Raw genomic sequence first — 26,121 nt, forward strand, 5'->3', positions numbered from 1 at the left:
CATAGTGCCAGGGCCCATAGTTCTGCTCACAAAAGTGTCAGGTATTAAAGCGACTCTCGTGTTGCTTGAACATCAGCGTCTTCTGCCGGTCCAATATCCGCCGCGGTTGGAACCACGGTTGGAAGAATGACTGGCTCACGCTTGTACTTCTGCTCAATCGTTCGCGAGAGCTGACGACGAAGCTGCTGCACCATGCGGTACGGGTCATTCTCCCCTTCTGCAGCCAAATCACCCATAACTTCCTGGACACGCTCGACGACCTTCTTATTGAAGTCACGGTCGTCTTCAGAGAAACCAGTGGTGGAGACGCGCGGTACCTCAATGAGGCTACTCGTGCGGTCGTCGATCACGCAGGTAATCGAGACAACGCCACCTGAGGCAAGCGAGCTGCGGTCTGCCAGCACGTCCGGGTCTACGTCACCCATCGTCGCGCCATCAACATAAAGCTGTCCGACCTGGTACTGGCCAACAACCTTGATCTTGCCCTTCGTCATGTCAACCACAACACCATTTTGAGCAAGTGCGGTATTCTCCGGCTTCACACCGGTCGCAATAGCGAGCTCCTTGTTCGCGCGCATGTGGCGCCACTCACCGTGCACAGGCATAGCGCAAGTCGGGCGTGCTGCGTTGTACAGGAAGAGAAGCTCACCGGCGTAGCCGTGGCCAGAAGCGTGGACATGAGCTTCGGAGTTCGTCACCACAGTCGCACCGATTTGTGCGAGGTTGTTGATCGCCGCGAACACAGCTTCCTCATTACCTGGGATCAGGGAAGACGACAGGATGATCATGTCACCGTCGCGGATGGTGATCTGGCGGTGTTCACGGCGCGACATACGCGAAAGCGCAGCCATCGGCTCGCCCTGCGTACCCGTTGTGATCAGCACAACCTTATGCGGCGCCATCTTGGCAGCTTCTTCGATAGGGATAATCGTGTTCTTCGGAGCCTTCAGCAGGCTCATCTTCTCGGCGATTTCCATATTTCTCAACATGGAGCGGCCGTTGAAGGCAACCTTGCGACCATTCGCTACAGCCGCGTTGACTGCCATTTGGACGCGAGCAACGTTGGAAGCAAACGAAGCAATCACAACGCGCTGCTTCGCCTGGCTCACCAAACGCGTCAGTGTCTCCTCGATACCGGCCTCGGATGCAGAAATACCCGGCACCGTAGCGTTCGTGGAGTCACACATAAACAGATCGACGCCTTCGTCACCGTAACGCGACAGCGCCGGCAGGTCCGTCGGCATTCCGTCGTACGGAGTCTGGTCCACCTTGACATCACCAGTCATCACAACATGACCCGCGCCGGTCTTAATAGACAGGCCGAGACACTGCGGAATGGAGTGATTCACGTGCCAGAAACGCACGTGGAATGGGCCCAAGTTGACGGAAGAATCCTTGTTCACCTCATGCAACTTCGGACGCTGACGGTGCTCCTTCGTCTTCGCAGCAATCAGCGCATTGGTGAAACGCGACGAGTAAATCGGGATATCCGGGCGCAGCTTCAACAGCCACGGGATTGCGCCAATGTGGTCTTCATGTCCATGAGTGACAACCAGGGCCTCGACCTTGTCCAACTTCTTTTCAATCGGACCAAAGTCAGGCAGCACAAGATCAACGCCTGGTTCACCGGAGTTCGGGAACAGCACACCACAGTCAACGATGAGCAGGCGTCCGTTGTATTCAAACACCGTCATATTACGACCGATTTCGGAAATACCACCCAAGGCGTAAATACGCAGGGTTCCCTTCGGTGCCTTCGGAGGAGCCGGGAGGCGCTTCGTCAAGTCTGCGCCCTGCATCGACTTCACCGGGTTACGGCGGCCACCGCCGTTGTTACCGCGTCCACGGCCGCGGCGGCGATTCCTGCCGTTACCGCCATTTCCGTTCGAGTTCCGGGACTTGTTATCCCGCTGTGACTTCTCAGAGCCCTTGTCATCTTCATTACTTGCAGTTCCTGCGGCCTGCTTCGGTGCCTGAAACACCGGCTTCTGTTCAGTGGCCTCAGGTGGCCCTGCTTTACGCGTCACTTTGCGTGAGCGTGTACGGGGTTCGTTCATACTTAAAGGACTCCAGCCTTCTTCAAATCTTCTCTGAGAACCTCTACCTGCTCAGAGGTCGCTCCGACCACTGGCAGGCGTGGTTCGCCTACTTCAATGCCCTGCAGACGCAGGGCAGCCTTTGCAAATGTTGTGCCACCGAGAATCGCCTGTTGATGTGCGAGAACATCGATGACGTTGGCGTTAATTTCCCGCGCACGGACGAGGTCGCCTTCCTCGAAGCTTGTGATGAGCTCGCGCAATGCTTGCGGTGCTGCGTGGCCTACAACCGAGATCACACCGGTTGCCCCCATGGCCAGCCACGGCAGGTTCAGAGGGTCGTCCCCCGAATACCATGCCAGACCTGTTGATTGGATCAACGGTGCTGCCTGGAAGAAGTCGCCTTTCGCGTCCTTCATCGCAACTACGGTTGGCAATTCCGCCAACTTCGCAATGGTGTCCGAAGCAATCGGAATCGCAGAGCGTCCTGGAATGTCGTAGAGGCAGATCGGCAACGAAGTTGCAGACGCGATCTCCCGGAAGTGCGCAAACACGCCGTCTTGAGACGGCTTCGAGTAATACGGCGTGACAACCAAGAGGCCATCAGCCCCTGCCTCAGCAGCTTCCTTCGCCAATGCGACGGACTTTCGGGTATCGTTCGTGCCTACTCCGGCGATAAGTTTGGCGCTATCGCCAACTTCTTCACGCACCGCTTTCAGTAACGCGACTTTCTCTTCACTGGTTGTCGTTGGCGATTCGCCCGTCGTGCCCGCAAGCACGAGGGCATCAATGCCATTGCCGACAAGGTGGGCAGCTAATGCTCGTCCTGCCTTAACGTCTAGCTCGCCATGCTTATCGAACGGCGTGACCATTGCGACGCAGACTGTGCCGAAAACGTCAGCACCGATACTAGCTTTCATAGAAGTGCCCATGCCAAAAGAGCGTACCCTTTTTGCTGGCTGAATGTAACTCCACCGCTACGTTTTGTACTGGGTTGTTGCCTTCTTAGTCCCGTCCGGCAGCGTTGTGACAACGAAGTCCTCGAACAAGACGGGTGCGCACTCACTCAAAAGTTCCAGACACCTCACGGCGACTGCTCGTAGTTCCTCCCCACTGTGCTCAGCTGCCCTGGTCGCAACAAAATTCCGCCAAGTCCGGAGGTTGCCGCTGACAACAAGTCGGGTTTCTCTCGCAGCCGGAGCAAGTGCCATAGCTGCCTCGCGTACCTGTTGCTTGCGCAGTAACACATTCTTCTCATCCGTCAGACTTGCTTCCACCGCGTTATGCAATTCGTCGTGCACAAACGCAGCGTCTTCAATCGCGTGCTCGAAAAACCGTTGAAGTTGCTCGTCCCGCTGCACAACGCTAGGAACCACGACTCCTCTTTGCTCTTCAGGTAAGGAGTACTGTGAAAGCTCGCTGACTGAAAAGTCTCGGTGTCGCAATATCTCATGGCTGGTGGCCATTGAGATTCCCTGAATATACAGCGTCACGCTTGCATGCTCGAGCAGCGAGAGGTTGCCGGCATCAATGATGTGATGCAGGAAGGCGTCCGTGCTCGAAGTGTGAGACTCATTGTCGCCGAAGGAGTCATAGCTTGCCCTGCCTGCAAATTCGACGACAGCATCCGCCGTCGCTGCACCAGATGAAGGCCACCAGCCCAATCCGGCTGGCGGTTCGAACGTTGATGCTGCCACGAGCTGGATGCTGAGTTGGCGCTGCGGCTGCATCTGTTACAGCCCGAGGAACTTGTCAAGGCCAATCGTGAGGCCTGGATGATCCATGACGTTTCGTACGCCGAGCAATACACCCGGTACGAACGAATCACGCCCATAGGAATCTTGGCGGATAGTCAACGACTGATCGACGGTGCCGAAGATAACTTCCTCATGCGCAACCATTCCGGTCATACGCACAGCGTGGACTCGGACACCATCAATATCTGTGCCGCGCGCTCCATCGAGTTCCTGCACAGTGGCATCCGGACAAGGTTGCATTCCGGCGGCCTTTCGGGCCTCTGCAATCCCTTGCGCTGTCTTTACCGCAGTGCCGGACGGTGCATCCAGCTTGTTCGGATGGTGGTACTCAACTACCTCGGCTGACTCGAAGAACTTGGCCGCCTGGCGAGCAAAGGACATCGTCAATACAGCTGAGATGGCGAAGTTAGGCGCAATGAGAACGCCAGTGCCCTGCGAAGCAGCACACCAGCTGCGTACTTGGTCGTAGCGATCGTCGTCAAAGCCTGTTGTACCGACAACACAGTAGATACCGTGCTTGATGCAGAATTCGAGGTTGCCCATAACGGAGTCAGGAGTGGTGAAGTCAACGATAACTTCGGCGCCAGCGTCCAGAAGTTTGTCTAAGCTGTCGTCTTTATCAATTTCGGCGACAAGTTCAAGATCATCAGCAGCGCGCACGCCCGCTACAACTGCGGTACCAACGCGCCCATGCGCCCCTAATACACCGACTTTGATTGACATTTTCATTCCTCAATTCTCTACATACGAGTTACATTCGATCTACTGCTGTCACTGTAGCGCGCCGTGAGGCAGGTGTGGTTCGGTACACTCGAAAAGCATGAAGAGAAGCTTGATCCTCCCCGGTGTCCTCACCGTGGCTGCACTGCTCACCGCGTGCGGCACGGGCTCCGAAGTGACAGAGCCGTCCACAGCAACCGCGTCCACTGAAAGCGCTACAGCTACCACTACGCAAGACGCATCTGCTACGGAGTCAACGGTGTCGGCTGCCGCATCTCCCGCAGCCCCAGTCGCTCTCAACGCTTTCGCTCCGCCCGAAGGTGCCCCTGAGCTAACGCTCCAGGATGTTCGAGTCGGTAGCCATGAGACTTATGACCGCGTCGTCTTCGAGTTCTCAGGCAATGGCCTACCTGGATACCGAATTCAGTACACCGATAAGGCACTCCAGCAGGCCTCCGGCCACGAGCTCGCGGTCACCGGTAACAATATCTTGGAGGTGCTCATCGACGGCACACCGATGGATCGACTCCCGAGCAACCCTGACCTTATCTCCGCTGGCCCATATCAGCTGGCAACCGGCAACGTCGCTGGGATCACCAACGGCGGCACGTTTGAGAACCAGTCGCAGTTCTTCATCGGACTCGACCGGCAGCGTTCGTTTGAGGCCACGGTGTTGGAAAGTCCAACACGGCTAGTTATTGACGTCCACCGTTAGCTCGGCAAACGCGTAGTGGCCAGGGCGTAAATGCCCTGGCCACTTCTTTAAGCGGTGAGACTACTTGTCCTGCTCAACAGGAACAAGGGAGATCTTGCCGCGATTATCAATATCACGAATCTCGACCTCGATCTTGTCACCGACGTTGACAACGTCCTCGACCTTCTCGATGCGCTTGTTGCCACCCAAGTTCGAGATATGAATCAGGCCGTCGGTTCCCGGGACGATCGAAACGAACGCGCCGAATGCAACGGTTTTGACCACGGTACCCAGGTAGTGCTCGCCTACCTTCGGCAACTGTGGGTTAGCAATTGCGTTGATCTTGTCGATCGCGGCGTCTGCTGCTTCGCCACTGGTTGCCGAGACGTACACGGTTCCGTCCTCTTCAATCGAGATGTCCGCGCCGGTTTCCTCGGTAATCGAGTTGATCATCTTGCCCTTCGGGCCAATGACCTCACCAATCTTGGAAACAGGAACCTTCACCGTGGTGATTTTCGGCGCCAACGAGCTCATGTCATCCGGCGAATCAATGACCTCTGCCATCGTGTCCAGGATGGTCTCTCGAGCATCATGCGCCTGCTTCAGAGCCGAAGCGAGCACGTCAGAAGGAATGCCGTCCAGCTTGGTATCAAGCTGCAGGGCGGTGATGAACTCGCGGGTGCCTGCCACCTTGAAGTCCATATCTCCGAACGCATCTTCCGCGCCCAGAATGTCCGTCAGAGCGACGTACTTCGTCTCACCATCGACGTCACCCGACACAAGGCCCATCGCAATACCCGCGACCGGAGCAGCCAGTGGCACACCAGCGTTGTACAGCGACAACGTCGATGCGCACACGGAGCCCATCGACGTCGAACCGTTGGAGCTCAGCGCCTCAGAAACCTGGCGAATCGTGTACGGGAAGTCTTCGCGCGAAGGTATCACTGGCAACAACGCGCGCTCTGCAAGCGCACCGTGACCGATTTCGCGGCGCTTCGGGGAGCCAACACGACCTGTTTCACCAGTCGAATACGGTGGGAAGTTGTAGTGGTGAATGTAACGCTTCGAAGTCTCAGGGCTCAGCGAATCGATTGGCTGTTCCATCTTCAGCATGTCAAGCGTCGTCACACCAAGGATCTGGGTCTCGCCGCGCTCGAACAGTGCCGAACCATGCGCACGCGGGACGAGTTCGACTTCAACACCAAGGTCACGGATCGCGGTCACGCTGCGACCGTCGATACGGTAGCCATCCTTCAGGATCTTGCCTCGAACAATCTCCTTCTGCAGTGCGTTGTACGCCGCGCGAATCTCCTTCACCACAGCAGCAACATCGTCGTCATCTTCGTCGACGTCGAGGCGGTCAAGCACATCTTCTTCGATGTCCTCGATGTACGCGTTGATCTTCTCTTCGCGCTCCTGCTTGCCAGCGATGGTCAGGAAGGAAGCGAGCTTCTTCGATGCCTTCTTCTCCACTGCTTCAAACACCTCATCGGTGTATGCCGGGAATAGCGGAAACTCCTTGCGTTCCTTGTCGAACTGAGCTGCAAGGTCGCGCTGCGCCTCACACAGCGTCTTGATGTACGGTTTCGCAGCCTCCAGACCGTCTGCGACGGTTTCCTCGGTAGGTGCAGGTGCGCCGTCAGCGATCAGCTTGACGACGTTCGCGCCAGCTCCTGCCTCAACCATCATGATTGCAACATCCGCTTCCGTCTTACGGCCACGCTTGCGCTCAACAATGCGGCCCGCAACAACCATCTCGAAGATGGCACGCTGGTGCTGCTCGTGATTCGGGAATGCAACCCACTGGCCTTCTGGGTGTTTATCGTCAGCGATCAATGCCATACGCACACCACCAACGGGGCCGGAAACCGGCAGGCCAGAAAGCTGCGTTGCCGCGGAAGCTCCGTTGATAGCGACAACGTCGTAGTACTCTTCCGGGGCGATCGACAGGACGGTAATCACGACCTGAACCTCGTTGCGCAGCCCCTTCACGAAGGTTGGGCGCAGTGGGCGGTCGATGAGACGGCAAGCCAGGATCGCCTCGGTGGATGGGCGGCCTTCGCGGCGGAAGAACGAGCCCGGGATACGGCCCGCGGCATACATTCGCTCCTCGACATCAACGGTCAGAGGGAAGAAATCAAAGCCTTCGCGGGGGTTATTCGACGCCGTCGTCGTCGCAAGCATCATGGTGTCATCGTCCAGGTAGGTCGTCACCGAGCCATCTGCCTGGCGAGCCAACTGGCCCGTCTCAAAACGAATGGTGCGAGAACCGAAATCACCATTGTCGAGCGACGCTACTGCTTCGGTAACCCCATACTCTTCATCAACGTGGATTTCGTACGAATTTCTCGGCTTAAAACTGCTCAATTGATCCCTCTCCTTGGATCTCCGGGCGATCATCGATGTCGCCGCTTTTGTGTCATTTAGAACGAAGCACACTCTACCACCCTGCCAGGGATTTCACCACGCTCCAGACACAGCTAAACCCCCGCCCTGAAAGCCAGAGCGGGGGTTTGAAGCCTTATGACGTGATTGTCTTAACGACGCAGGCCGAGACGAGCAATCAGGTCACGGTAGCGCTCCACGTTGTTCTCGCGCAGGTACTTCAGCAGACCACGACGGCGACCAACCAGCAGCAGCAGGCCACGACGGGAGTGGTGGTCGTGCTGGTGGAACTTCAGGTGCTCAGTCAGGTTGTTGATGCGCTCGGTGAGCAGCGCAACCTGCGCCTCCGGGGAACCGGTGTCAGTCTCGTGCACACCGTAGGTCTTCAGAATCTCTGCCTTTTTCTCAGCGTTCAGCGCCATGAAAAACTCCTCATTTGTTTCAGTCCGCATATACTTTGACCACTTTGTGCTGCAACTGCTGCGAACCACAGTCTCAACTCGCACAAAGCCTGGACTACTTTAGCTGCTGCGCGCCAGGTTGGTCAAACGTGTCATGAACTCATCGAGGAATCGATCAACGTCAACACCAACTGCAACCTGACTCGTCTTCTTCGGGTCATTCAGACGCTCCGGGTCCCCAATCGTTCGTCCACGAGTTGGCTCTTCGAGGTCCGTGCGCAGGTTTATACCAATGCAGTCAACCAGGCTGGGATCTATCGCAACTGCTACCGCCAACGGGTCATGCAGCCCGCACCCACCAAGATGCGGCGAAGTTGTTTCATATGCCTTGATGTAAAAGTCAGTCGCCTTTGCCAAGAAGTTGCCTTGAGACGTGCCCAACTCCTTCCACACCGCGGTTTCCTTCGACGTCAACAACGTCTGTAAAGTGACATCGAGCCCGATCATGGTGAGGTTCTGTGCCCTGCGCATCACAAAGTCAGCAGCTTCGGGGTCCTGATTGATGTTCGCCTCAGTGCACGTATTGACGTTTCCCGGCACGGTCAACGCACCGCCCATCATCACAATCCTGGCACTGTCTGCAAAGTCTTTATCGGCTTCCATGGCAGCTGCGACCGTCGTCAGAGGCCCGACAGGAACAACCACTAACTCGTCGCCGTAGCGGTGGAACGCGTCGACCATGAAGTCCACCGCGGAGGCTTCCTCGACAGCGCGATGGGCATCCGGAAGTTGCGCCTCCCCTATACCGTTTACGCCGTGAATGAACTGCGAAATCTCCAGAACTTCAAAGCTATCCTTGGCACGAGCATGCGTCGGGCCAGCGAACACGGGAATATCGGTGCGCCCGAATAACTCGAGAATCGCGAGACTGTTGCGAACACTATCAGCCACCGTGACGTTTCCATATGTCGATGTCACGCCGACAAGTTCCACTTCAGGTGAAGCCATAGCATATGCCAACGCCAACGCGTCGTCGATACCGGTGTCTACGTCGAGAATCATCTTGATGGTCACAGCAAAAACCTTTCAAGCAACACAGATCAGCAACGGCTTTATTCTACGGAATCAGCAACAGGCTCGCTTAAGAGCTCGCGGGTCCGGGAAACGTCCCGAGCCATGTGCTCCAGAAGCTCGTCAACGGAATCGAACTTGACCATGTCGCGAACCTTCGCCACGAATTCGACGCGGGCCATCCGATCGTAAAGGTCAGCATCTCTATCAAGCACGTAGGACTCGACACTGCGCCGCTTGTCACCGAACGTCGGATTAGTGCCGACTGAAATCGCAGCCGGGTAGCGCTTTCCCGGAACCATGTTCCCGCCGATGGGGGCATCGTCGATAATTGTGAGCCACCCCGCGTACACCCCATCCTTCGGGAGGGCAGAGACATCAGCAACATACTGATTCGCGGTCGGGTAACCGAGCTCGCGACCTCCTCGCCCAGCACCCCGCTCGATCGGACCCACAACGGAGAACGGCCTGCCCATGTAGTCCTTAGCCACGCTGATGTTGCCCTGCGCAAGCTCGTCCCGAATCGCCGTTGAACAAATTCTTGTCGCACCCTCTTTCAGCAGGCGGACTACCGTCACATCAACACCATTCTGCTCACCGAGCTGCACCATCGTCTGCGACGTGCCGGAAGCGTTACGTCCGAACGTAAAATTCTCGCCCACAAAGACATGACGAGCATGCAAGGTGCCCATCACTACTTTGTCGAAATAGTCTTGTGCACTCTCCCCCGCAAGCTCTTTGCGGAAATCGATAACAATCAGCGCGTCCACGCCAAGCTCAGCGATGAGCCGCGCCCGCTCCTCGAGTGGCATCAGCGCCGTGGGTGCGGCTTCCGGACGAAATACTGCTACCGGGTGCGGCTCAAATGTCATCACCACGCATGGCACCTGGAGACGCTTCGCCTCATCAACAGCTGCTTTGATCAGCATCTGGTGACCGCGGTGGACTCCGTCAAAGACCCCTATCGTCAGCACGGTGCCGTCGAGGGCACCAAACGATTCCGGGACAGCATTAAGACCGTGCAAAATATCCACGTGCAATAGCGTACGGCATACTAAAGAGCTATGAGTGATCCCCTCGCTACATCTGGAATTGTTGTCATCGATAAGCCACAAGGTCTCACAAGCCACGACGTGGTCGCACGCCTTCGCCGTGCTTTCGGGACCCGCAAAGTTGGTCATGCCGGCACCTTGGATCCGATGGCGACTGGAGTACTGGTTGTCGGTATCGAGCGCGGCACAAAGCTCCTCGCCCACCTCGTCGCGGAAACCAAAACGTACGAGGCAACCATTCGGCTCGGCGCCACCACCACGACGGATGACGCCGAGGGCGAGGTCGTCAGCACCTCCCCCACCGATGCAGTCACTGACGCCGACATTATCGACGCCATCGACAGCTTCCGCGGCGATATCATGCAGCGCCCCTCAAGCGTGTCCGCAATCAAAATCGACGGCAAGCGCGCACATCAGCTCGTCCGCGAAGGACACGATGTCGAGATCCCAGCCCGACCAGTAACAATTCATGAGTACAGCATTTTGGGCATCGCTCGCGTCGATACCTGGATTGACGTCGATGTCCGTGTGCACTGCTCCTCGGGGACGTACATTCGCGCGCTCGCACGCGATCTAGGTGAGACCCTACACACCGGCGGGCACCTGACTGCGCTTCGCCGAACCACAGTCGGGCCCTTTAACCTCGAGCACGCATTGGAGCTGGAAGACATCCAGGCTCACCCGCGCTTCAGCCTCACCCTCAACGAAGCCTGCGCTACCTGTTGGCCGGTACTGCCCGTCACCAACGATGAATACGACGCCCTCGCTATGGGCAAATGGCTCGAACCTCGCGGACTTTCGGGTGTACACGCTGCACAACGTGACGACGGCCGCGTCGTCGCCCTTGTGAAAGAATCCAAGAAGCGTCTTGCCACGGTGTTTGTCGCGCGCCCATCCACGCTGTAGTCAGCGCTAACGCCGTTTTTCGCGTTTGTCGCTACAACAGAAACGCAGAAGTGATGACGTAGCCAGCCCGGTGCACCCAGCGCCCCTCAAAGAACGGAGCGGGCGTCGGCCGCTCGAGAATGTACGAAACAAATGTTCCGTTCGGCCGGATATAGATTTCCGCCTGATCGAATTCCAACATCTTTCGCGCCAACGGGAACCAACACTTATATGTGGCCTCTTTCGCGCAGAACAGCAGCCGATCAGCCCAGAAGCAGCCCTCTGCCCGAAGTGCGTCCAACATCTCAAGCTCGGTTGGGCACGCGATTTGGGGCAATACGCCTTCCGGAAGCGGCTCCGCCAGCTCAGCATCAATACCGATAGAGCGCACCTTGTTGAGTGGCGCAACGACCGCCGCACGAAAACCATCCGTATGCGTCAAGGAGCCGCACACGCCGTCGGGCCACAACGGCATCCCAGCTTCGCCCCGCATGATGCGGTGAGGACCTTCGACCCCTAGTTCGTCGAGGGCGCGGTGCGCACACCAACGGGCATCGCCGAACTCCCCTTTCCGGATATCGACCGCTCCGCGGACAACGCCTTTCTCCTGCTCGTCGAGATTATCGTAATTGCGGAGATTATGGCCGTCATCGGTTCGAAGAGAGACGAACCGCGCAGAGGGAGGGAATAATGACAGATCGCGCACTAGCGGTTCACCTCCCAGACTGGGTACGGCCAACGATGTTCCTCTGGCCAGCGCTGCCACTCCCTGGGGTACCCCAACGACACTTCAATATGCGGAATGCCGTCTACATGTACGGTCCCCGGGATATGAAGGTGTCCGTAGACTACGGCCTGTGCCTGGAACCGCTTAGGCCAACTGCGCGTGTGCCGGGTCCCGCACCACATGGCAATGTCCCCGTAGAACAGGCGGTGCGTTGGCTCCTTTACCAGTGGCCAGTGGTTGACCAAGATCGTCTTCCCGTGCACGCGAGAAAGGCGCTTCGTTGTGTACGCCAAGCGCTCCCAGCACCACGCACGAGTATCTACAAATGGGCGGATAGCAAACTCGTCCGTCATCAGAATGTTGTTGTCGCGAGCTTTCTTCAGCGCGGCGTCGACACTTAAATGCTGAGGGCGAAACGAGTAGTCGTACAGAGTAAACAGTGGCGCCACCGTAATGCCGTGGAATACCGGGTACGGGTCCTCAGGCGTTACAACGCCGAGTTCTCGCATTGCCTGGACTAGCGCAACGTACTTATCACGGCCTCTGTAGCGTGATCGCTCGCTAGAGAACAGCTCGTGGTTTCCAGGGGCCCAGATGACTTTCTCAAACCGTTGAGCAAGTACACCCATCACGTTGACTATCAGCTCAAATTTCTCTGCAACATCACCCGCGACAATCAGCCAATCCCCCTCATGCCGCGGTTGAATGAGGTCGATCTTGGCCTGATTCGCCTTCACTGCAGCATGCAGGTCGCTGACCGCCCACAGTGTCGGACCTAGCATGACGTACTCACTCCTCTACCCCGGTGCGCGCCCACTTCATCGAACGGAACCGCCACAGCACTCCCACCAGACGCAACACGACTGAGACAAAATAGCCGGCCCACACACCCGCGAGACCCCACCCCAGCCACATGGACAACAACGTCAAAGGCAAAAATCCACCGAGCATTGCGCCAATCGAAAGGTTGCGCAGGAAGACAGCGTCACTCGCTCCAAGCAGCACCCCGTCGAGCGCAAACACCGCACCCCCCACAACGATCATCGCCACCAACCACCGCCAAGGGACAGCCAGCGCGTCTGCCATGCCAGGATCATGCGTAAAAATCGACTGGATTGGCCCATCGAACACAAGAAAAACCGCAGCGAGCACAACCGCAAACACCGTAGCGTAGCGCGTAACAGCTGCACCTGTCCCTCTTGCGCGCTCCACGTTTCCCTGCCCAAGTGCAGCCCCTGTAAGCGTCTGAGCTGCAATTGCGAGCGAGTCCAGCACGAGGCTCAGGAAGTTCCACAACTGCAGCAATACCTGGTGCGCGGCCAATGCGAAGACACCAAAACGACCAGCGACTGCAGTAGCGGCGAGCAACGAAATCTGAAAGGAGGCGGAGCGCAAAATCAAGTCACGTCCAAGCACCAACTGATGGGCAATGACATTGCACTGTGGGCGCCAAACAGCGCCCTCTCCTCGATGTTCCTTTACAAGCGCCCCAACGAATAGTGAAGCGGTAATTCCCATTCCTATTACGTTGGCCACAGCAGAGCCCACCAGCCCAAAGTGGTCAACAAGCAAAGGCAATAGAACCGCCCCGGGTACAAGACCGCACAGCGTCAACACAAACGGTAGCCTGGTGTTTTGCACTCCTCGCATCCAACCATTACCTGCCATAATCAGCAGCGTCAGCGGAATAGCGACCGCCGCGACATGCATCCACTGCGCCGCGTCAGCAGACGTTTCCGCATTCTGAGTCAACGCAAACGCGATGGGTTCGGCGAACAGCCAAATAATCGACGCCAATCCGAGGCCCACGAGTATTGCCACCCACGAAGCCTGGACGCCTTCCGCGACCGCATCAGCACGCCGACCTGCGCCGTAAAGACGCGAGCTACGCGCGGTAGTGCCGTAGGAAAGAAACGTCAGCTGCGTGGTCACCGTAGATTGCACCGCAGTACCAGCAGCGAGCGCCGCAAGCTCAACCGTGCCCAGCCTTCCAACCACAGCAGTATCCAGCAGCAAATACAGAGGATTCGCCGCAAGCACGCCGAGGGCCGGTAGCGCCAGGGCAAAAATGTCACGCGCCCGCACACCATGCGTATTCGTCATACAGGAGCAGCCTTACTCCGCAACGTATGCGTCATGCAATGCAGCCAGAAGCTGATCTTGTACCTGCTCTTTCGTTCCTTGCGCTGAGTACCCCGCAGCCGGGCGGTGACCACCCCCGCCGAGCGCACTTGCAACGACGGAGACATCTACCTTTGTCGAGCGCAAGGAAATCCCCCACCGCTCCGGGTGGAACTGCTTGAGTACAACCCCGACGTCACTGCCAACGAGGACACGCGCGTAATCAATTACGGCTTCAACGGCAGTTTGGCTCATCGCTTGCATCGCAGCTTCATCAATACACATGAACGAAACTGTGAGATCATCGACTTGGCGTGATTCCAAGCTTGCTAATGCACTACCCATCAAACGTAGGTCATCGGCCGTCATCTCGTCCGAAAGCTGCAGGGATATGTTCCTTGGATTGAGCCCGAATTCCAACAACTCTCCAGCAAGCGTATGCATTCTCGGGGAACCCCAACGGAAGTTACCTGTGTCGGTGACAAGCCCGGAATACAGGCAGTAGGCCAGTTCAGCATCTAACTCGACGCCGAGGTACGTGAACAGCTCCCGGATGATAGTCGTCGTCGATTCAGAATCGATAATGAGGTTCCGCGCTCCGAACCCGTCATTCGAACGGTGATGGTCAAGCACGATCACCCGCTCTTGCTGCGCCATAAGCTCAGATTGGTAGCATCCCGTTCGGTCTACCGAGGCACAATCAACCGTGACGATCAGCCCATCCGCTGGTAACGCTTCCCCATAGACGACCTCATCAACCCCCGGAATAGAGCGCAGGTTATTTGCGTGCGGGAATGGCTGGCCGATGTAAGCACTGGCTTCAATTCCGATCTGCCGCAATCCTCGAACAAGAGCGCACGCCGATCCAATCGCATCAGCATCGGGCTTGATATGGGCCAGCACCGCAACATTCGACGCGCTCTTAATGGCGCCAGCAACTTTGCTAAATTCAGCCTCTGCTTGGGGAAATAACAAAGCCATAGTGCCTACTCTTCAATCGTCTTATACGGGTTTTCCTCACCTGCTGGCTGGGCGTTCTCTCGCAGTCGCGCCAGCTCCTCATCGCGACGACGAGCTTTCTCCAGCAGCTCTTCCATCCGCGCCGAGGACTCCGGCACCGTATCAAGCTTGAACTCAATCGTAGGAGTAAAGCGGACGCTCAACTGGTCGCCAACGATCTTGCGGATCTGTCCTCGGTGACGGTGCAGCGCCTCTGCAGCCTGATCGTAATCCGGCTCGTCGTCGATATTCTTTCCGCGGACCGTGTAGTAGACAGTCGCATCATGTAGGTCGCCGGTCATCCGGACGTCCGTAATAGTCACCAATTCGAGGCGACGGTCTTTCACTTCACGCTCTATCGCCGAAGCGACGATCATTTGGATCTGCTTCGCCAGGCGCTGCGCGCGAGGGTTCTCTGACATTTCGTCTCCTTTACTTCATTGGCACTAAACCTCCGAACAGTCTACCCTGCTACGACGCAGCCCACTACTTCAAGAAAAGAAACGGCCCTGCTCACTTCGCATTTGCGAAAGAGCAGGGCCGTTATCTCTCTACCGGCTAGTCGCGGGGGACTTCCACCATCTCGTATGTCTCGATGATGTCGTCGACCTGGATGTCCGGGTAGGACAGCACCATGCCGCATTCGTAGCCCTTTGCAACCTCTGTTGCGTCGTCCTTCTCGCGTCGCAGCGAGTCGATGGTCGCGTCCGAGGTAACAACGTTGCCGTCGCGCACGAGGCGAATCTTCGCTCCACGCTTGACCTTGCCTTCGGTAACCATGCAGCCTGCGATGAGGCCGACAGAAGATGCCTTGAAGATCTGACGGATCTCGGCCTTGCCCAGGTCCTTCTCTTCGTAGATCGGCTTCAGCATGCCCTTCAGGGCTGCCTCGACTTCCTCGATCGCCTTGTAGATCACCGAGTAGTAACGAATCTCGACGCCCTCGTTGTTGGCTTCTTCCGTGGCCTTGCCCTCAGCGCGGACATTGAATGCCACGATGACAGCGTCGGAAGCGGCCGCGAGCACGACGTTGGTCTGGGTAACAGCACCGACGCCACGGTCGATGATGTTTACCTCGACTTCGTCGTCGACCTCGATCTTGAGCAGCGCCTCCTCCAGAGCTTCCACCGAACCGGCGTTGTCGCCCTTGAGGATGAGGTTGAGCTGGCTGGTCTCCTTGAGCGCCTGATCCAGGTTCTCCAGAGAGACGCGCTTCTTGTTGCGCGCCTGCATAGCAGCGCGATGACGGGCGTCGCGCTGCGCAGCGATCTGGCGGGCAACACGGTCGTCCTCGACTACCAGGAGGTTGTCGCCTGGACCAGGAACGCCATTGAGGCCTTGTACCTGTACCGGGCGGGACGGGCCAGCCTCTTCAACGTCGTTGCCCCACTCGTCGACCATTCGGCGGACACGGCCGAAGTTGCCGCCCACAACGATGGAGTCGCCGACGCGCAACGTACCGCGCTGCACGATAACGGTGGAGACTGGGCCACGGCCACGGTCGAGGTGCGACTCGATAGCCACGCCCTGTGCATCCATGTCCGGGTTCGCCTGCAGCTCGAGAGCTGCGTCGGCGGTCAGCAAGACTGCCTCGAGCAGTTCATCGATGCCGGTGCCCTGCTTCGCGGAGATGTCGATGAACATGGTGTCACCGCCGTACTCCTCCGGAACCAGTCCGTATTCGGTCAGCTGACCACGGATCTTCTCCGGCGAAGCCTCCGGCTTATCCACCTTGTTCACTGCAACCACGATAGGCAGGTCTGCAGCCTTGGCGTGGTTGATAGCCTCAACCGTCTGTGGCATCACGCCGTCGTCAGCAGCGACAACGAGGATAGCGAGGTCGGTCGACTTCGCACCGCGGGCACGCATTGCCGTGAACGCCTCGTGACCTGGGGTATCGAGGAAGGTGATCTTACGCTCAACGCCCTCCAGCTCAACGGTGGTCTGGTACGCACCGATGCCCTGGGTAATACCGCCGGCCTCGCCGCGCCCAACGTTGGCGCGACGAATTGTATCCAGCAAGCGGGTCTTACCGTGGTCCACGTGACCCATGACAGACACCACTGGTGGGCGCTGTTCAAGGTCCTCTTCGGTGCCTTCATCCTCACCGAACTGGAGGTCGAAGGACTCGAGAAGTTCGCGGTCCTCGTCCTCAGGAGAGACGATCTTAACCTCGTAGTTAATTTCGGCACCGAGTAGCTGCAGCGTCTCCTCAGGAACCGACTGCGTTGCCGTTACCATTTCACCAAGGTTGAACAGCGCCTGCACCAGGTTCGATGCTTCGGTACCGATCTTGTCAGCGAAGTCAGCCAAGGTCGCGCCCTGACGCAGACGCACAGTCTTGCCACCGCCATCGGGAAGACGTACGCCACCGATAACGTTTGGTGCGTGCATCTCTTCGTACTCGGCCCTCTTCTGACCCTTCGACTTACGACGACGCCCTGGTGCGCCACCTGGACGGCCGAATGCACCAGCGGTTCCGCCACGACGTCCACCGCGACCGCGGAAACCGCCGCCCTGTGGGCCGCCCGGGCCGTGTCCACCACGGCCGCGGCCGTGCCCACGACCACCACGGTTGTCCGACCCAGCCGCCTTGCGTGGCATTTGCGTTGGCGACGGTGCCGCTGCCATATCTGCTGGGGACGGACGACGGCTACCTTGACGCTGCGCGCCAGTCCCGCGACCCTGGCCCTGGTTCTGCCCTGGGCGTGGGCCACCCTGCCCACCACGACCAGGCTGACCACCACGGCCACCCTGTGCACCGCGACCACCTGGACGTGGAGCTGGTCGTGCTCCACCGGTGTTGGAAGAAAATGGGTTGTTGGCTACCCGTGGGCGGCCACCCGGCTTCGGCATCGGTCGCGGCATACCCGACGGCTTCGGTGCTGCAGGTTTCGCTGCGGCAGGCTTCGGAGCCGCTGGCTTTGCAGCACTTGGCTTCGGTGCTGCTGGCTTTGCTGCTGCAGGCTTCGGGGCAGCTGGCTTAGCAGCGCCGGGCTTTGGAGCGGCTGGTGTGGCAGCACCGGGCTTTGGTGCCGCAGGTTTTGCAGCACTTGGCTTTGGTGCCGCAGGCTTTGCTGCTGCAGGCTTCGACGCCTTACCAGCGGGCTTCGCTGCATCCTTATCCTTCGCGGATGCTTCTTCTCCGCCACCATTCTTTTGCTCGTACAGTGCCGTCATCTTCTTGACGACGGGAGGCTCAATGGTGGAGGAAGCTGTCTTTACGAATTCGCCCTCTTCCTTCAGAGTGGCGAGTAGTTCCTTGCTTGTTACGCCGAGTCGTTTTGCAAGCTCGTGTACGCGTAGCTTTCCGGGCACGTGTCTCCTCTTAGTTGGGCTAGAGGGCGGCACCGGAAACGGCGACCGGCCTCTAGACGTTGATTATGACTTTCATCGCTGATGCTGCTTCATTGTTGCGTTCTCATCAGTGTTCGGTCTTCCTTACTTCTGTTGGGTCTTTCGCCTTTTCAGCGAGGTACTTGTGTACATGACCTACGTCCGCAGGAGCGGACAGACGGAGGGCGCGAGAGAAAGCTCTACGCCCTTCCGCCAGCTTTAATGCATCCCATGTAGGGGTTATCCACGCTCCCCGCCCAGGTAATGATCGGGTGGGATCTGCAAGAACAACACCTGGAACAGTACCGTCAGCAACAACCCGGAGCAATTCCCTATCTGGAAGTTTCCGGCCTGTGGCTATACAGGTGCGACGACGGATTGAGCGTTCGCTCGCTGAAGTCATCCACACCCTTCTTCCACATACTCGACATTGCTGAACGGCTATCGCGTGGCCAACACCACGATGGGAAAATTAGCCACGGACCAGCCTACGCCACTTTGCCAAGTTTTTATAAGCGTTGTGTGAATTCCCGACACAGAGGCCAGGATCTGGCGTCGTTAATCTGCGGCTGCGTCGGAGTGGATGTCGATCTTCCAACCGGTAAGGCGAGCAGCCAGACGTGCGTTCTGCCCCTCCTTGCCAATCGCAAGTGACAGCTGGTAGTCGGGCACGGTAACACGCGCTACTTGCGCCACTGGGTCGACGACCTCGACCTTGACAACCTTTGATGGCGCCAGTGAGTTACCAACATACGTAGCCGGATCCTCTGCCCAGTCGATGATGTCGATCTTTTCCCCACCGAGCTCCTTCATCACGTTTGAGACACGCGAGCCGCGCGGGCCGATGCATGCGCCTTTCGCGTTGACACCCTTCACCGTCGCCCGTACAGCGATCTTGGAGCGGTGCCCCGCCTCACGGGCAATGCCCACGATCTCAACGGTGCCATCTGCGATTTCCGGGACCTCAAGCGCGAACAACCCGCGCACGAGCTCAGGGTGCGTGCGCGACAGGCTTACCTGCACACGACGGTCAGACTTATTGACGCCAACTACGTACGCCTTAATGCGGTCACCGTGCTTGAGCGTTTCGGAAGGGATCTTTTCTGCCGGGATGAGCAGGCCATCCTGTGGATCGGCTTCGGTTCCAAGCTGCACCACGGAGATTCCGCGTGCTTCCGCTTGCGCGTCCCGCTGCACGATGCCTGAGACAACAGTACCTTCAGCGCCGGAGTACTCCTCGTACACGCGACCAGCTTCGACGGCCAATAGCTTGCCCTTGATGGCGTCGCGCACGGCCCTCGCACCGATTCGAGAAAAGTTGACCGGGGTGGCGTCGTACTCCGAGATAATTTCGCCCTCAGCGTCGAGCTCAGAAACCATGACGGCAACGTCACCGGTTTCGGAGTCGATGTCGACGCGCGCCTTGTGGTGTTCATCCTGGGGGTGCTCCAGGTTGTCCGTGTACGCGAAGAGCAGCGCCGAGGCGATGGTCTCGAGTAGTTCGTCGAACCCAATTCCTTGCTGTGCTTCGATGTTCTTCAAGACTTGGACGTCAATATTCACTTGTCTTCCTCCGGATCCCTTACAGGGTTGCTGCTACTTCTGCTTCTTCAAACGTCGCCTCGCTGAGTTCTCGCTCAGCAGCGGGCGGCGTGTTGAACTCAATTTCTACCACCGATTTCGGCATTTCGGAAACTTCCAAGATTTGCACCGCCGGGGTCTTCTTCCCTGCCTCGATCAGCGCGACCTTCGTTTCCTCGGAGTTCATCGCGCCAATGCGCCAGATAGAACTCTGGCCGTTGGTGTCGTTGAGCTTCACCAACCGTCCGCGGTTACGACGCCAGTGGCGCGGTGCTGTGAGCGGTAAGTCGACGCCTGGGGTGGTCACTTCCAGCGTGTAACCAGCACCGAATGAGAACGCTCCGACTTCTTCCTGTTCGTCGAGGAACTCCCCGATTTCGTTGGACACTACCTCGAGCTCGTCGAGCGTTGGACGCGCATCGGCATCAAGCGCGATGACAATCTGGGATTTCTTGCCAGCCTTCACTGCCTTGACGTGTTCGATGTCCATGTTGTGGCGTTGGGCCAGCGGCTCAATGAGTGTCTCTAGTTCTTGGGGAGTTGGAAAAGCCATGTGCCCACCATAGCGCGACGCAAACGTGCTAGCGTTTTCCCCGTGAAAAAATTGCTGGTTGCTGTTCTTGCGGTGCCGTTGTCGCTGACGCTTTCGTCGTGCGACCTTCTCGGTGTTGTTGGGCCCCGCCCCGACAAAGCAGTGCTTGGCCTTGCGCAACAGGCGACTGCGGATGCGCGCAGTCTTTCGGATCCAGCACTCGCTGAGCTTCGTGGCAAGCAGGCGGATGAGCTTTTTGGAGAGGTTGCGCGACTCTGCGGCAACATTGACGCGGAGTTGCCGCGCAGCTGCGAGTTTTCCACCGGTCCTGGTGAAGCCGTGGGCGTCAGCGACGATGCAGCTCTGCAAGAGTTCGTCGAGCAGTCCGTGACAGCTTCTTTGGAGAAGGTTCCAGCGCAGTCGCGAGACTTAGTTGCGGCGCAGGCCGTCGACATCATCGCGGCAATCGGCCCCGAACTCGACGCTGAGGACGTCGCCGCACTGCAAAACAAGGGCGATATCGAGCTTGCCAGTGCGGCGCTCAAAACAGAGTACGAGTTCCTCTATGGGCTGGGGCTGGCAAAGGCATATGCGGATGCGCCGCTGCACGCGCGTATCGCCACGTTGGAGGACGCCTCCGATGTGCGCGTCGCGTTCCTGCGCAGCGCACTGCGCGATGCTGACTCGATTCCAGTCGCAGCAGCTGGGTATCAACTCGCCCACGATGATGCGCTCAATGATGCAGCAGATGCCGAAGCGCTTGTCGACGCCCTCTCCGCCCAGCTCACCAATACCTGGAGGGGAACCGTATCCCAAGCCAGCTCTTCCGAGTGGAAACAACAAAGCCTTATGCTTGCCGCGCACGCGCAGCAAGCATAAGGCTCCTTGCTACTGCCGAATTAGCTTTCGGCGATGAGCTGCTGCAGCTTCGCCACAACCTCACCAGCTGGGACCTCAAGGGTCTCGCCGCCGCGGATGCGAAGCTCAACGATGCCGTCGGCGAACGAGCGACCGAGGATCACAACGAACGGCATGCCGAGCAATTCGGCATCCTTGAACTTGACGCCCGGGGACACCTTTGGGCGGTCGTCGTAAAGAACCTCAATGCCCTTGTCGCTGAGTTCCTGCACGAGTGCGTCGCCGGCTTCCATGGCTGCCTTGTCCTTGTTCGCAACGGCGACGTGCACCTGGTACGGCGCGACTGCAGCTGGCCACACAAGCCCCTTTTCGTCGTGCTTCTGCTCGGCAACGACGGCCATCATGCGGGAGATGCCGATACCGTAGGAACCCATGGTAGGGACAGCACGCTTGCCGTTTTCGTCCAGGATCTGCACGTCCATCGCTTCGGTGTACTTGCGACCAAGCTGGAAGATATGGCCCAGTTCGATGCCACGGGCGAGCTTCACAGTGCCGTTGCCGGACGGTGAGGGGTCGCCTTCCTTGATCTCGGCGGCTTCGATAAACCCGTCAACGGTGAAGTCGCGGCCAGCAACGAGGCCGACGACGTGCTTCTGAGGAGCGTCTGCACCGGTGATCCACGCGGATCCTTCCACTACGCGCGGGTCCGCGAGGACGCGTACACCGTTGGCTTGCAGTGCGCGCGGCCCGACGTAGCCCTTGACCAGGAAGTCACTCTTTGCGAAGTCCTCGTCGCTGGCCAGCTCAAACGTGGCTGGTTCCAGGGAAGCTTCCAGGCGCTTTTCGTCGAGCTCGCGATCGCCCGGGATCACAATGCCGACCAGTTGCGGGCCAACCGGCTTACCGTTGTCGTCGAGCACGCGTGGGTCGTCGACCTTGATCATCATGCACTTCAGGGTGTCGGAGGCTTCGGCAGGGCGGCCGTCGATAAGCACTCCTGCTTCCTGCGCCCACTCCACGAGTGCCGCGATGGTCTCGGAAGCTGGGGTGTCGTGCTCGACGGCCTCCGGCAGCCCTTCAGTCGGGCGAGGTTCAGGCGCAACCGTGGCCACTGCCTCAACGTTGGCGGCGTAATCTCCCGCGGTCGACACAGCAAAGGTGTCCTCGCCGTTCTCGGAGTACGCAAGGAACTCCTCGGATGCGGAGCCACCCATCGCTCCGGAGGTTGCCTTGCAGATCTCATAGCGGATGCCAACGCGGTTAAAGATGCGCTGGTAGGTCTCACGATGCTTGGCGTACGAGTTGTCCAGGCCTTCGTCCGACATGTCGAAGGAGTAGGAGTCCTTCATTACGAACTCGCGGCCGCGGAGAATCCCGGCGCGTGGGCGTGCTTCGTCGCGGTACTTGGTCTGGATTTGGTAGAGCGTGACCGGGAAGTCCTTGTAGGAGGAGTACATGTCCTTGACTGCCGCGGTGAACATCTCTTCGTGGGTTGGGCCGAGCAGCATGTCGGCGCCCTTGCGGTCTTTGAGGCGGAACAGGTCGTCGCCGTATTCGGTCCAGCGATTGGTCAGCTCGTATGGTTCGCGTGGAAGAAGCGCTGGGAACAACAGCTCTTGTGCGCCCATGCTGTTCATTTCTTCACGGACGATGCCCTCGATCTTGCGCAGCGTGCGAAGCCCGAGGGGCAGCCAGCTGTAGACGCCCGGCGCGGCGCGACGGACGTAGCCTGCTCGGACGAGCAGTTTGTGGCTGGGGACTTCGGCATCGGCGGGGTCCTCGCGCAGTGTGCGCAGGAATAGCTCTGACAGGCGTGTAATCATGGGGCATATCTTAGCGCTAGGGTGAGTTGCATGTTGATCCTGCTCCCTCCTTCCGAGACGAAGGCGCCCGGCGGCGAGCGCGACGCCATGTCTGTCTCCTTCCCTGCCCTTGATTCGGTGCGCGCTTCGCTTATCGACGACCTCTCCGCAATGGACGTGGACGAGATGATGGGGTTGCTGAAGATCCCGAAGACGAAGCGGGAGGAGGCGGTGGAGAATCAGTCGCTGCGCACTGGTCCGGTGATGCCTGCGATTTATCGCTATACGGGGGTGTTGTATGACGCGCTTGATCCTGAGACGTTGCCGGATGCTGCGATTCGCCGTTTGGCGGTTGGCTCGGCACTGTTCGGTGTTGTGCGTGCTGATGACATGATTCCGCGCTACCGGGTCTCTGCCTCGTCCAAGGTTCCGGCTGCGGATGGGTCGCTGCCGACGATGCGGGCTCGCTGGGGGTCAGCGATTTCGGAGGCGCTTTCGCTGGAGCCGTTCGTGGTGGATATGCGCTCTGGCGCGTACGAGAAGCTGGGGCCTGTCGATGGTGCGGTGACGGTCCGGGTGGAGTCCGTTGCCCCGGATGGGTCGCGCAAGGTGGTCAGCCACTTTAATAAGCATTACAAGGGGTTGCTGGCCAGGGCGCTGGCGTGTGGGCCGGAGGTGGCGTCGATAAGTGAGGTCGCCGAGGTTGCCGAGGCCGCGGGTTATGCTGTCGAGGTTCATGGTTTGGTGCTGACGCTTGTGGTGGAGGAAACGTAGATGGGTGCGCCGGTGAACTGGAAGCCGTGGGGTGTTGCTGTCATTGTGCTGCTGGCGCACGTGGCGCTGTTGCTGCTGTACTGGGACAGTATTCCTGACCCTGTTGCGACGCATTTTGACGCGTCGGGCCAGGCGGATAGTTGGGAGCCGAAGACGATGCTGCACGTGCTGATGATGCCGCTGGTTTCGGTGGCGACTGCCCTGTTGATGTTTGCATGCCTTCCCCCACGTGAGCTCGCACAGCCGCAGCCGGTCGATGGGGCTGCCTCCGTACCGTATTCGGCGAGTATTGCGCAGCGAGTGGAACAGCTTGTGCACATGACCTGGCGCTTCATGGGGTGGTTCGCGGTGGCGATTGCTGTCGCGTTTCTGGTCAGCGACGTCACGACGCGGCTGCCGGCGTTTGCCCACATGCAGTGGCTTGCCCCCGCTATTTGGGTGGCGTTCACCATCCTGGTTGTCGCGGGAAGCCTCGTCTTGATGGTGCGGCTGACGTCCTCGAAGAAGATCGAACCCGATGCGGAGGAGATGGCCCGCGCTGATGACGAGTTTCTCGTGGGTATGTACAACGACCCGAACGATCCGATGGCCGCAGTATCGATTTCGTCTCGCCCGACTCGCATCATCATCAACCGTGGGCAGCGGCTGGGCAAGCAGTATTTAATGCGGATGGTGGTCTCGATCGTGGTGTACACGCTCTTCACCGTGCTGGTGGCCATGCTATGAAAAAGGTGTTTGGGCTCCTCGCTGCGATTGTGCTGCTCGCTGTCGGCAGCTGGGTCTGGCAGCAAGTCGATGCCCCGGAAGTACGCGTAGCGAGCGTCGTCGATGGCGACACAATCGTTGTGGATGGCCCCGGTGGGCAAGAGCGCGTTCGCCTGCTCGGGATTGACACTCCGGAGCGTGGCGAGTGCTTAGCTGACGATGCAACCCGGCGTCTCGAGGAGCTCCTCCCCGAAGGCACGGGCGTACGCCTCGAATACGACCAGGAGCGCACCGACCGCTACGGGCGCACACTTGCCGGAGTGTTTCGCGACGGCCAATTCGTCAACGCCGTGATGGTGTCCGAGGGGCTTGCCCGCGTCGTCGAGTACGCGCCGAACACGAAGTTCACGCAGCGCCTCGAGGCAGAGGCCGCACCTGCGGTGCGCGATTCCCTCGGCATCTACGGTCTTGGGCCTGAGTGCTGGTTTACCGAACCCACGCAACAGGTCACCTTCGAGATGCTCACCACCGGCATCGAGGAGCTCGAGCGCTCCCCCGGCGACCGCGGGCTTGCCGGCCGCTGCCAGCACTACGTCGACGCACTGCGCGACAGCGTGAAGCGCACGCGAAACTTCACGTTCCGCGAGCCCGCCATGGAGTACCTCGACGAACAGCAACGCCTTATCGACGAGCTGTCAAAACCGTAAACTTCGAGTTCCTCGCCACCTGCTCCACCTGTGCAAAACGCTTCGTGACCTGGGCACGGTATGGCAGGTGCGAGTTGAACACTATGAAGAGCTGACCGCCCGGTTTCAATAGGCGATGCGATGCGTCCAGCAGATGCTCCACCAGCGTCGTGTCCACGGTCGTGCCCGCGTGAAAGGGCGGGTTGAGCGCCACGGTATCGAAGGAGGCGTCGGCAAACTTGCTTCCGGCATCATCCCAGGTCGCGTCAATACCGATCGCGCGGGCGGAAAGCACCGCGTCCGCATCAGCATCCGTGGCATACACCTCCCCCTCAAGCCCCTTCGAAACAGCCCCATTGCCGCAGCCCAAATCCAGCAGCGCGCCGGGGGCGTCCGGAAGGCACGACCGCAGCAGCTGCCCGCCGTAGTCCGCCCACGCACCTGCGAAAACACCACCGATAGCGACGAACCCGTTTGCTTCTACCGGCGTGTAGGACACTTGCTGCGGCCCGTATGCGGCCAAGCAGCGGAACTTGCCTTTGCCCCGCGTGGCGTGCACCTGCGCGAAGGACTGCGCCAGCACACCATTCATGGTGCGGCTCAGGTGCTTGTTGTTCGCCCCCAACACTACGTCCGCCTGCGTAAACCCTGCGCCCGCGATACTGCGCGCGAGGTAGTCAAGGCGCGCGAGCGACTTCGGTATCTCTCCCAACGCAACGCACGAACCGGACAACCCCGCCAGGTACTCGTCGAGGCGCTGATCACCAACGACCTCTGCGCCCAACGCTGCTGCTTGCTGGCAGCGGGAGTAGTCCGTGTCCGCGACGATGACGCGCTTCCCGCTTTCCACACCGGCATGCACAAGCGCCCCGGTCGGGTCGTTGCACACGATGAGGATGTCGGCTGATCCGAACCCCTCGAGTTCCCTCACCTGCCCCCAGATCAGCCGGTCAAGCGCGCGCACGGCCACTTACCTCCCACTGCGTCAACACCAGGTAC

Annotated in this window: 25 protein-coding genes; 6 read left to right on the forward strand and 19 right to left on the reverse strand. The window is 58.9% G+C overall.

Annotated elements, in window-relative coordinates; genetic code table 11:
• Positions 1 to 44: 44 nt before the first annotated feature.
• From R0V12_RS01680 to dapB, 4 genes are read right to left on the reverse strand one after another with little or no spacing between them, the layout of a single operon-like run.
• A complete protein-coding gene (locus R0V12_RS01680) occupies positions 45 to 2,057 on the reverse strand; it encodes a ribonuclease J (protein ID WP_070478912.1) in 2,013 nt (670 codons plus the stop codon).
• Between the two features lie 2 nt (positions 2,058 to 2,059).
• Complete coding sequence (gene dapA, locus R0V12_RS01685) at positions 2,060 to 2,968, reverse strand: 4-hydroxy-tetrahydrodipicolinate synthase (protein ID WP_070478911.1); 909 nt, start codon at positions 2,966 to 2,968, stop codon at positions 2,060 to 2,062.
• 45 nt (positions 2,969 to 3,013) lie between these two features.
• On the reverse strand, positions 3,014 to 3,733 hold the full coding sequence (gene thyX / locus R0V12_RS01690; RefSeq protein WP_246814941.1) for an FAD-dependent thymidylate synthase: 720 nt from the start codon (positions 3,731 to 3,733) through the stop codon (positions 3,014 to 3,016).
• Between the two features lie 36 nt (positions 3,734 to 3,769).
• Positions 3,770 to 4,516, reverse strand: a complete 747-nt coding sequence (gene dapB, locus R0V12_RS01695) for a 4-hydroxy-tetrahydrodipicolinate reductase (protein WP_070478907.1) — start codon at positions 4,514 to 4,516, stop codon at positions 3,770 to 3,772.
• Between the two features lie 97 nt (positions 4,517 to 4,613).
• Here dapB and R0V12_RS01700 point away from each other — a divergent pair, with 97 nt between their 5' ends.
• A complete protein-coding gene (locus R0V12_RS01700) occupies positions 4,614 to 5,228 on the forward strand; it encodes an AMIN-like domain-containing (lipo)protein (RefSeq protein ID WP_141742246.1) in 615 nt (204 codons plus the stop codon).
• Between the two features lie 60 nt (positions 5,229 to 5,288).
• Here R0V12_RS01700 and R0V12_RS01705 read toward each other — a convergent pair whose 3' ends face one another.
• From R0V12_RS01705 to R0V12_RS01720, 4 genes are all read right to left on the reverse strand, one after another.
• Positions 5,289 to 7,607 carry a polyribonucleotide nucleotidyltransferase gene (locus R0V12_RS01705; RefSeq protein ID WP_070362313.1) on the reverse strand — a complete coding sequence of 773 codons (2,319 nt, stop codon included), beginning with the start codon at positions 7,605 to 7,607 and terminating at the stop codon, positions 5,289 to 5,291.
• Positions 7,608 to 7,744: 137 nt separating this feature from the next.
• A complete protein-coding gene (gene rpsO / locus R0V12_RS01710; RefSeq protein ID WP_070362312.1) occupies positions 7,745 to 8,014 on the reverse strand; it encodes a 30S ribosomal protein S15 in 270 nt (89 codons plus the stop codon).
• A 99-nt stretch (positions 8,015 to 8,113) separates the two neighbouring features.
• Positions 8,114 to 9,067 carry a nucleoside hydrolase gene (locus tag R0V12_RS01715; RefSeq protein ID WP_256005089.1) on the reverse strand — a complete coding sequence of 318 codons (954 nt, stop codon included), beginning with the start codon at positions 9,065 to 9,067 and terminating at the stop codon, positions 8,114 to 8,116.
• 38 nt (positions 9,068 to 9,105) lie between these two features.
• Entirely contained in the window at positions 9,106 to 10,098 is a 993-nt protein-coding gene (locus R0V12_RS01720) for a bifunctional riboflavin kinase/FAD synthetase (RefSeq protein ID WP_252930810.1), read from the reverse strand.
• A gap of 30 nt (positions 10,099 to 10,128) precedes the next feature.
• On the opposite strand from R0V12_RS01720, the gene truB reads away from it, so the two are divergent.
• The gene (truB, locus tag R0V12_RS01725) at positions 10,129 to 11,022 is read left to right on the forward strand and encodes a tRNA pseudouridine(55) synthase TruB (RefSeq protein ID WP_320072700.1); all 894 of its coding nucleotides are present in this window, start codon (positions 10,129 to 10,131) and stop codon (positions 11,020 to 11,022) included.
• A gap of 31 nt (positions 11,023 to 11,053) precedes the next feature.
• Here truB and R0V12_RS01730 read toward each other — a convergent pair whose 3' ends face one another.
• From R0V12_RS01730 to rimP, 9 genes are all read right to left on the reverse strand, one after another.
• On the reverse strand, positions 11,054 to 11,707 hold the full coding sequence (locus R0V12_RS01730) for a 4'-phosphopantetheinyl transferase family protein (RefSeq protein ID WP_070362309.1): 654 nt from the start codon (positions 11,705 to 11,707) through the stop codon (positions 11,054 to 11,056).
• Positions 11,707 to 12,510: a metallophosphoesterase family protein gene (locus tag R0V12_RS01735; protein ID WP_070478902.1), complete on the reverse strand. Its 804-nt coding sequence runs from the start codon at positions 12,508 to 12,510 to the stop codon at positions 11,707 to 11,709. Before R0V12_RS01735 ends, R0V12_RS01730 begins: the two co-directional genes overlap by 1 nt.
• Positions 12,511 to 12,517: 7 nt before the next feature.
• Entirely contained in the window at positions 12,518 to 13,831 is a 1,314-nt protein-coding gene (locus tag R0V12_RS01740; RefSeq protein WP_070976712.1) for an MATE family efflux transporter, read from the reverse strand.
• 12 nt (positions 13,832 to 13,843) lie between these two features.
• Positions 13,844 to 14,830, reverse strand: coding sequence for a DHH family phosphoesterase (locus R0V12_RS01745; protein ID WP_070976709.1), 987 nt, complete (start codon positions 14,828 to 14,830; stop codon positions 13,844 to 13,846).
• A 5-nt stretch (positions 14,831 to 14,835) separates the two neighbouring features.
• A complete protein-coding gene (gene rbfA / locus R0V12_RS01750; protein ID WP_070362305.1) occupies positions 14,836 to 15,270 on the reverse strand; it encodes a 30S ribosome-binding factor RbfA in 435 nt (144 codons plus the stop codon).
• Between the two features lie 136 nt (positions 15,271 to 15,406).
• A complete protein-coding gene (gene infB, locus R0V12_RS01755; protein ID WP_320072701.1) occupies positions 15,407 to 18,166 on the reverse strand; it encodes a translation initiation factor IF-2 in 2,760 nt (919 codons plus the stop codon).
• Positions 18,167 to 18,272: 106 nt separating this feature from the next.
• Complete coding sequence (locus tag R0V12_RS01760; RefSeq protein ID WP_320072702.1) at positions 18,273 to 18,587, reverse strand: YlxR family protein; 315 nt, start codon at positions 18,585 to 18,587, stop codon at positions 18,273 to 18,275.
• Positions 18,588 to 18,742: 155 nt separating this feature from the next.
• Positions 18,743 to 19,747 carry a transcription termination factor NusA gene (gene nusA / locus R0V12_RS01765; protein ID WP_070478894.1) on the reverse strand — a complete coding sequence of 335 codons (1,005 nt, stop codon included), beginning with the start codon at positions 19,745 to 19,747 and terminating at the stop codon, positions 18,743 to 18,745.
• A 19-nt stretch (positions 19,748 to 19,766) separates the two neighbouring features.
• A complete protein-coding gene (rimP, locus tag R0V12_RS01770; protein ID WP_070362302.1) occupies positions 19,767 to 20,318 on the reverse strand; it encodes a ribosome maturation factor RimP in 552 nt (183 codons plus the stop codon).
• A 42-nt stretch (positions 20,319 to 20,360) separates the two neighbouring features.
• Between rimP and R0V12_RS01775 the strand changes: the two genes are divergently transcribed.
• Positions 20,361 to 21,176 carry a DUF4439 domain-containing protein gene (locus tag R0V12_RS01775; RefSeq protein WP_256008101.1) on the forward strand — a complete coding sequence of 272 codons (816 nt, stop codon included), beginning with the start codon at positions 20,361 to 20,363 and terminating at the stop codon, positions 21,174 to 21,176.
• 20 nt (positions 21,177 to 21,196) lie between these two features.
• On the opposite strand, the gene R0V12_RS01780 is transcribed toward R0V12_RS01775, so the two are convergent.
• Positions 21,197 to 22,978 carry a proline--tRNA ligase gene (locus R0V12_RS01780; protein ID WP_256008100.1) on the reverse strand — a complete coding sequence of 594 codons (1,782 nt, stop codon included), beginning with the start codon at positions 22,976 to 22,978 and terminating at the stop codon, positions 21,197 to 21,199.
• Positions 22,979 to 23,008: 30 nt separating this feature from the next.
• Here R0V12_RS01780 and yaaA point away from each other — a divergent pair, with 30 nt between their 5' ends.
• The 3 genes from yaaA to R0V12_RS01795 are packed head-to-tail and all read left to right on the forward strand — an operon-like array spanning position 23,009 to position 25,143.
• Positions 23,009 to 23,731 (forward strand): peroxide stress protein YaaA, encoded by a 723-nt coding sequence (gene yaaA / locus R0V12_RS01785; RefSeq protein WP_320072703.1) that lies wholly within the window; start codon positions 23,009 to 23,011, stop codon positions 23,729 to 23,731.
• Entirely contained in the window at positions 23,732 to 24,457 is a 726-nt protein-coding gene (locus R0V12_RS01790) for a DUF1648 domain-containing protein (protein WP_256008098.1), read from the forward strand.
• The gene (locus tag R0V12_RS01795) at positions 24,454 to 25,143 is read left to right on the forward strand and encodes a thermonuclease family protein (RefSeq protein ID WP_320072704.1); all 690 of its coding nucleotides are present in this window, start codon (positions 24,454 to 24,456) and stop codon (positions 25,141 to 25,143) included. The genes R0V12_RS01790 and R0V12_RS01795 overlap by 4 nt, the downstream gene beginning before the upstream one ends.
• Here the strand turns inward: R0V12_RS01795 and R0V12_RS01800 are convergent.
• Positions 25,118 to 26,086 (reverse strand): class I SAM-dependent methyltransferase, encoded by a 969-nt coding sequence (locus tag R0V12_RS01800; RefSeq protein WP_284804549.1) that lies wholly within the window; start codon positions 26,084 to 26,086, stop codon positions 25,118 to 25,120. The two genes, R0V12_RS01795 and R0V12_RS01800, sit on opposite strands and share 26 nt — an antisense overlap.
• Positions 26,087 to 26,121 lie beyond the last annotated feature (35 nt).

It is taken from the genome of Corynebacterium sp. UMB2355A (assembly GCF_033877495.1).
In the GTDB taxonomy this organism is placed as follows: Bacteria; Actinomycetota; Actinomycetes; order Mycobacteriales; family Mycobacteriaceae; genus Corynebacterium; species Corynebacterium pseudogenitalium.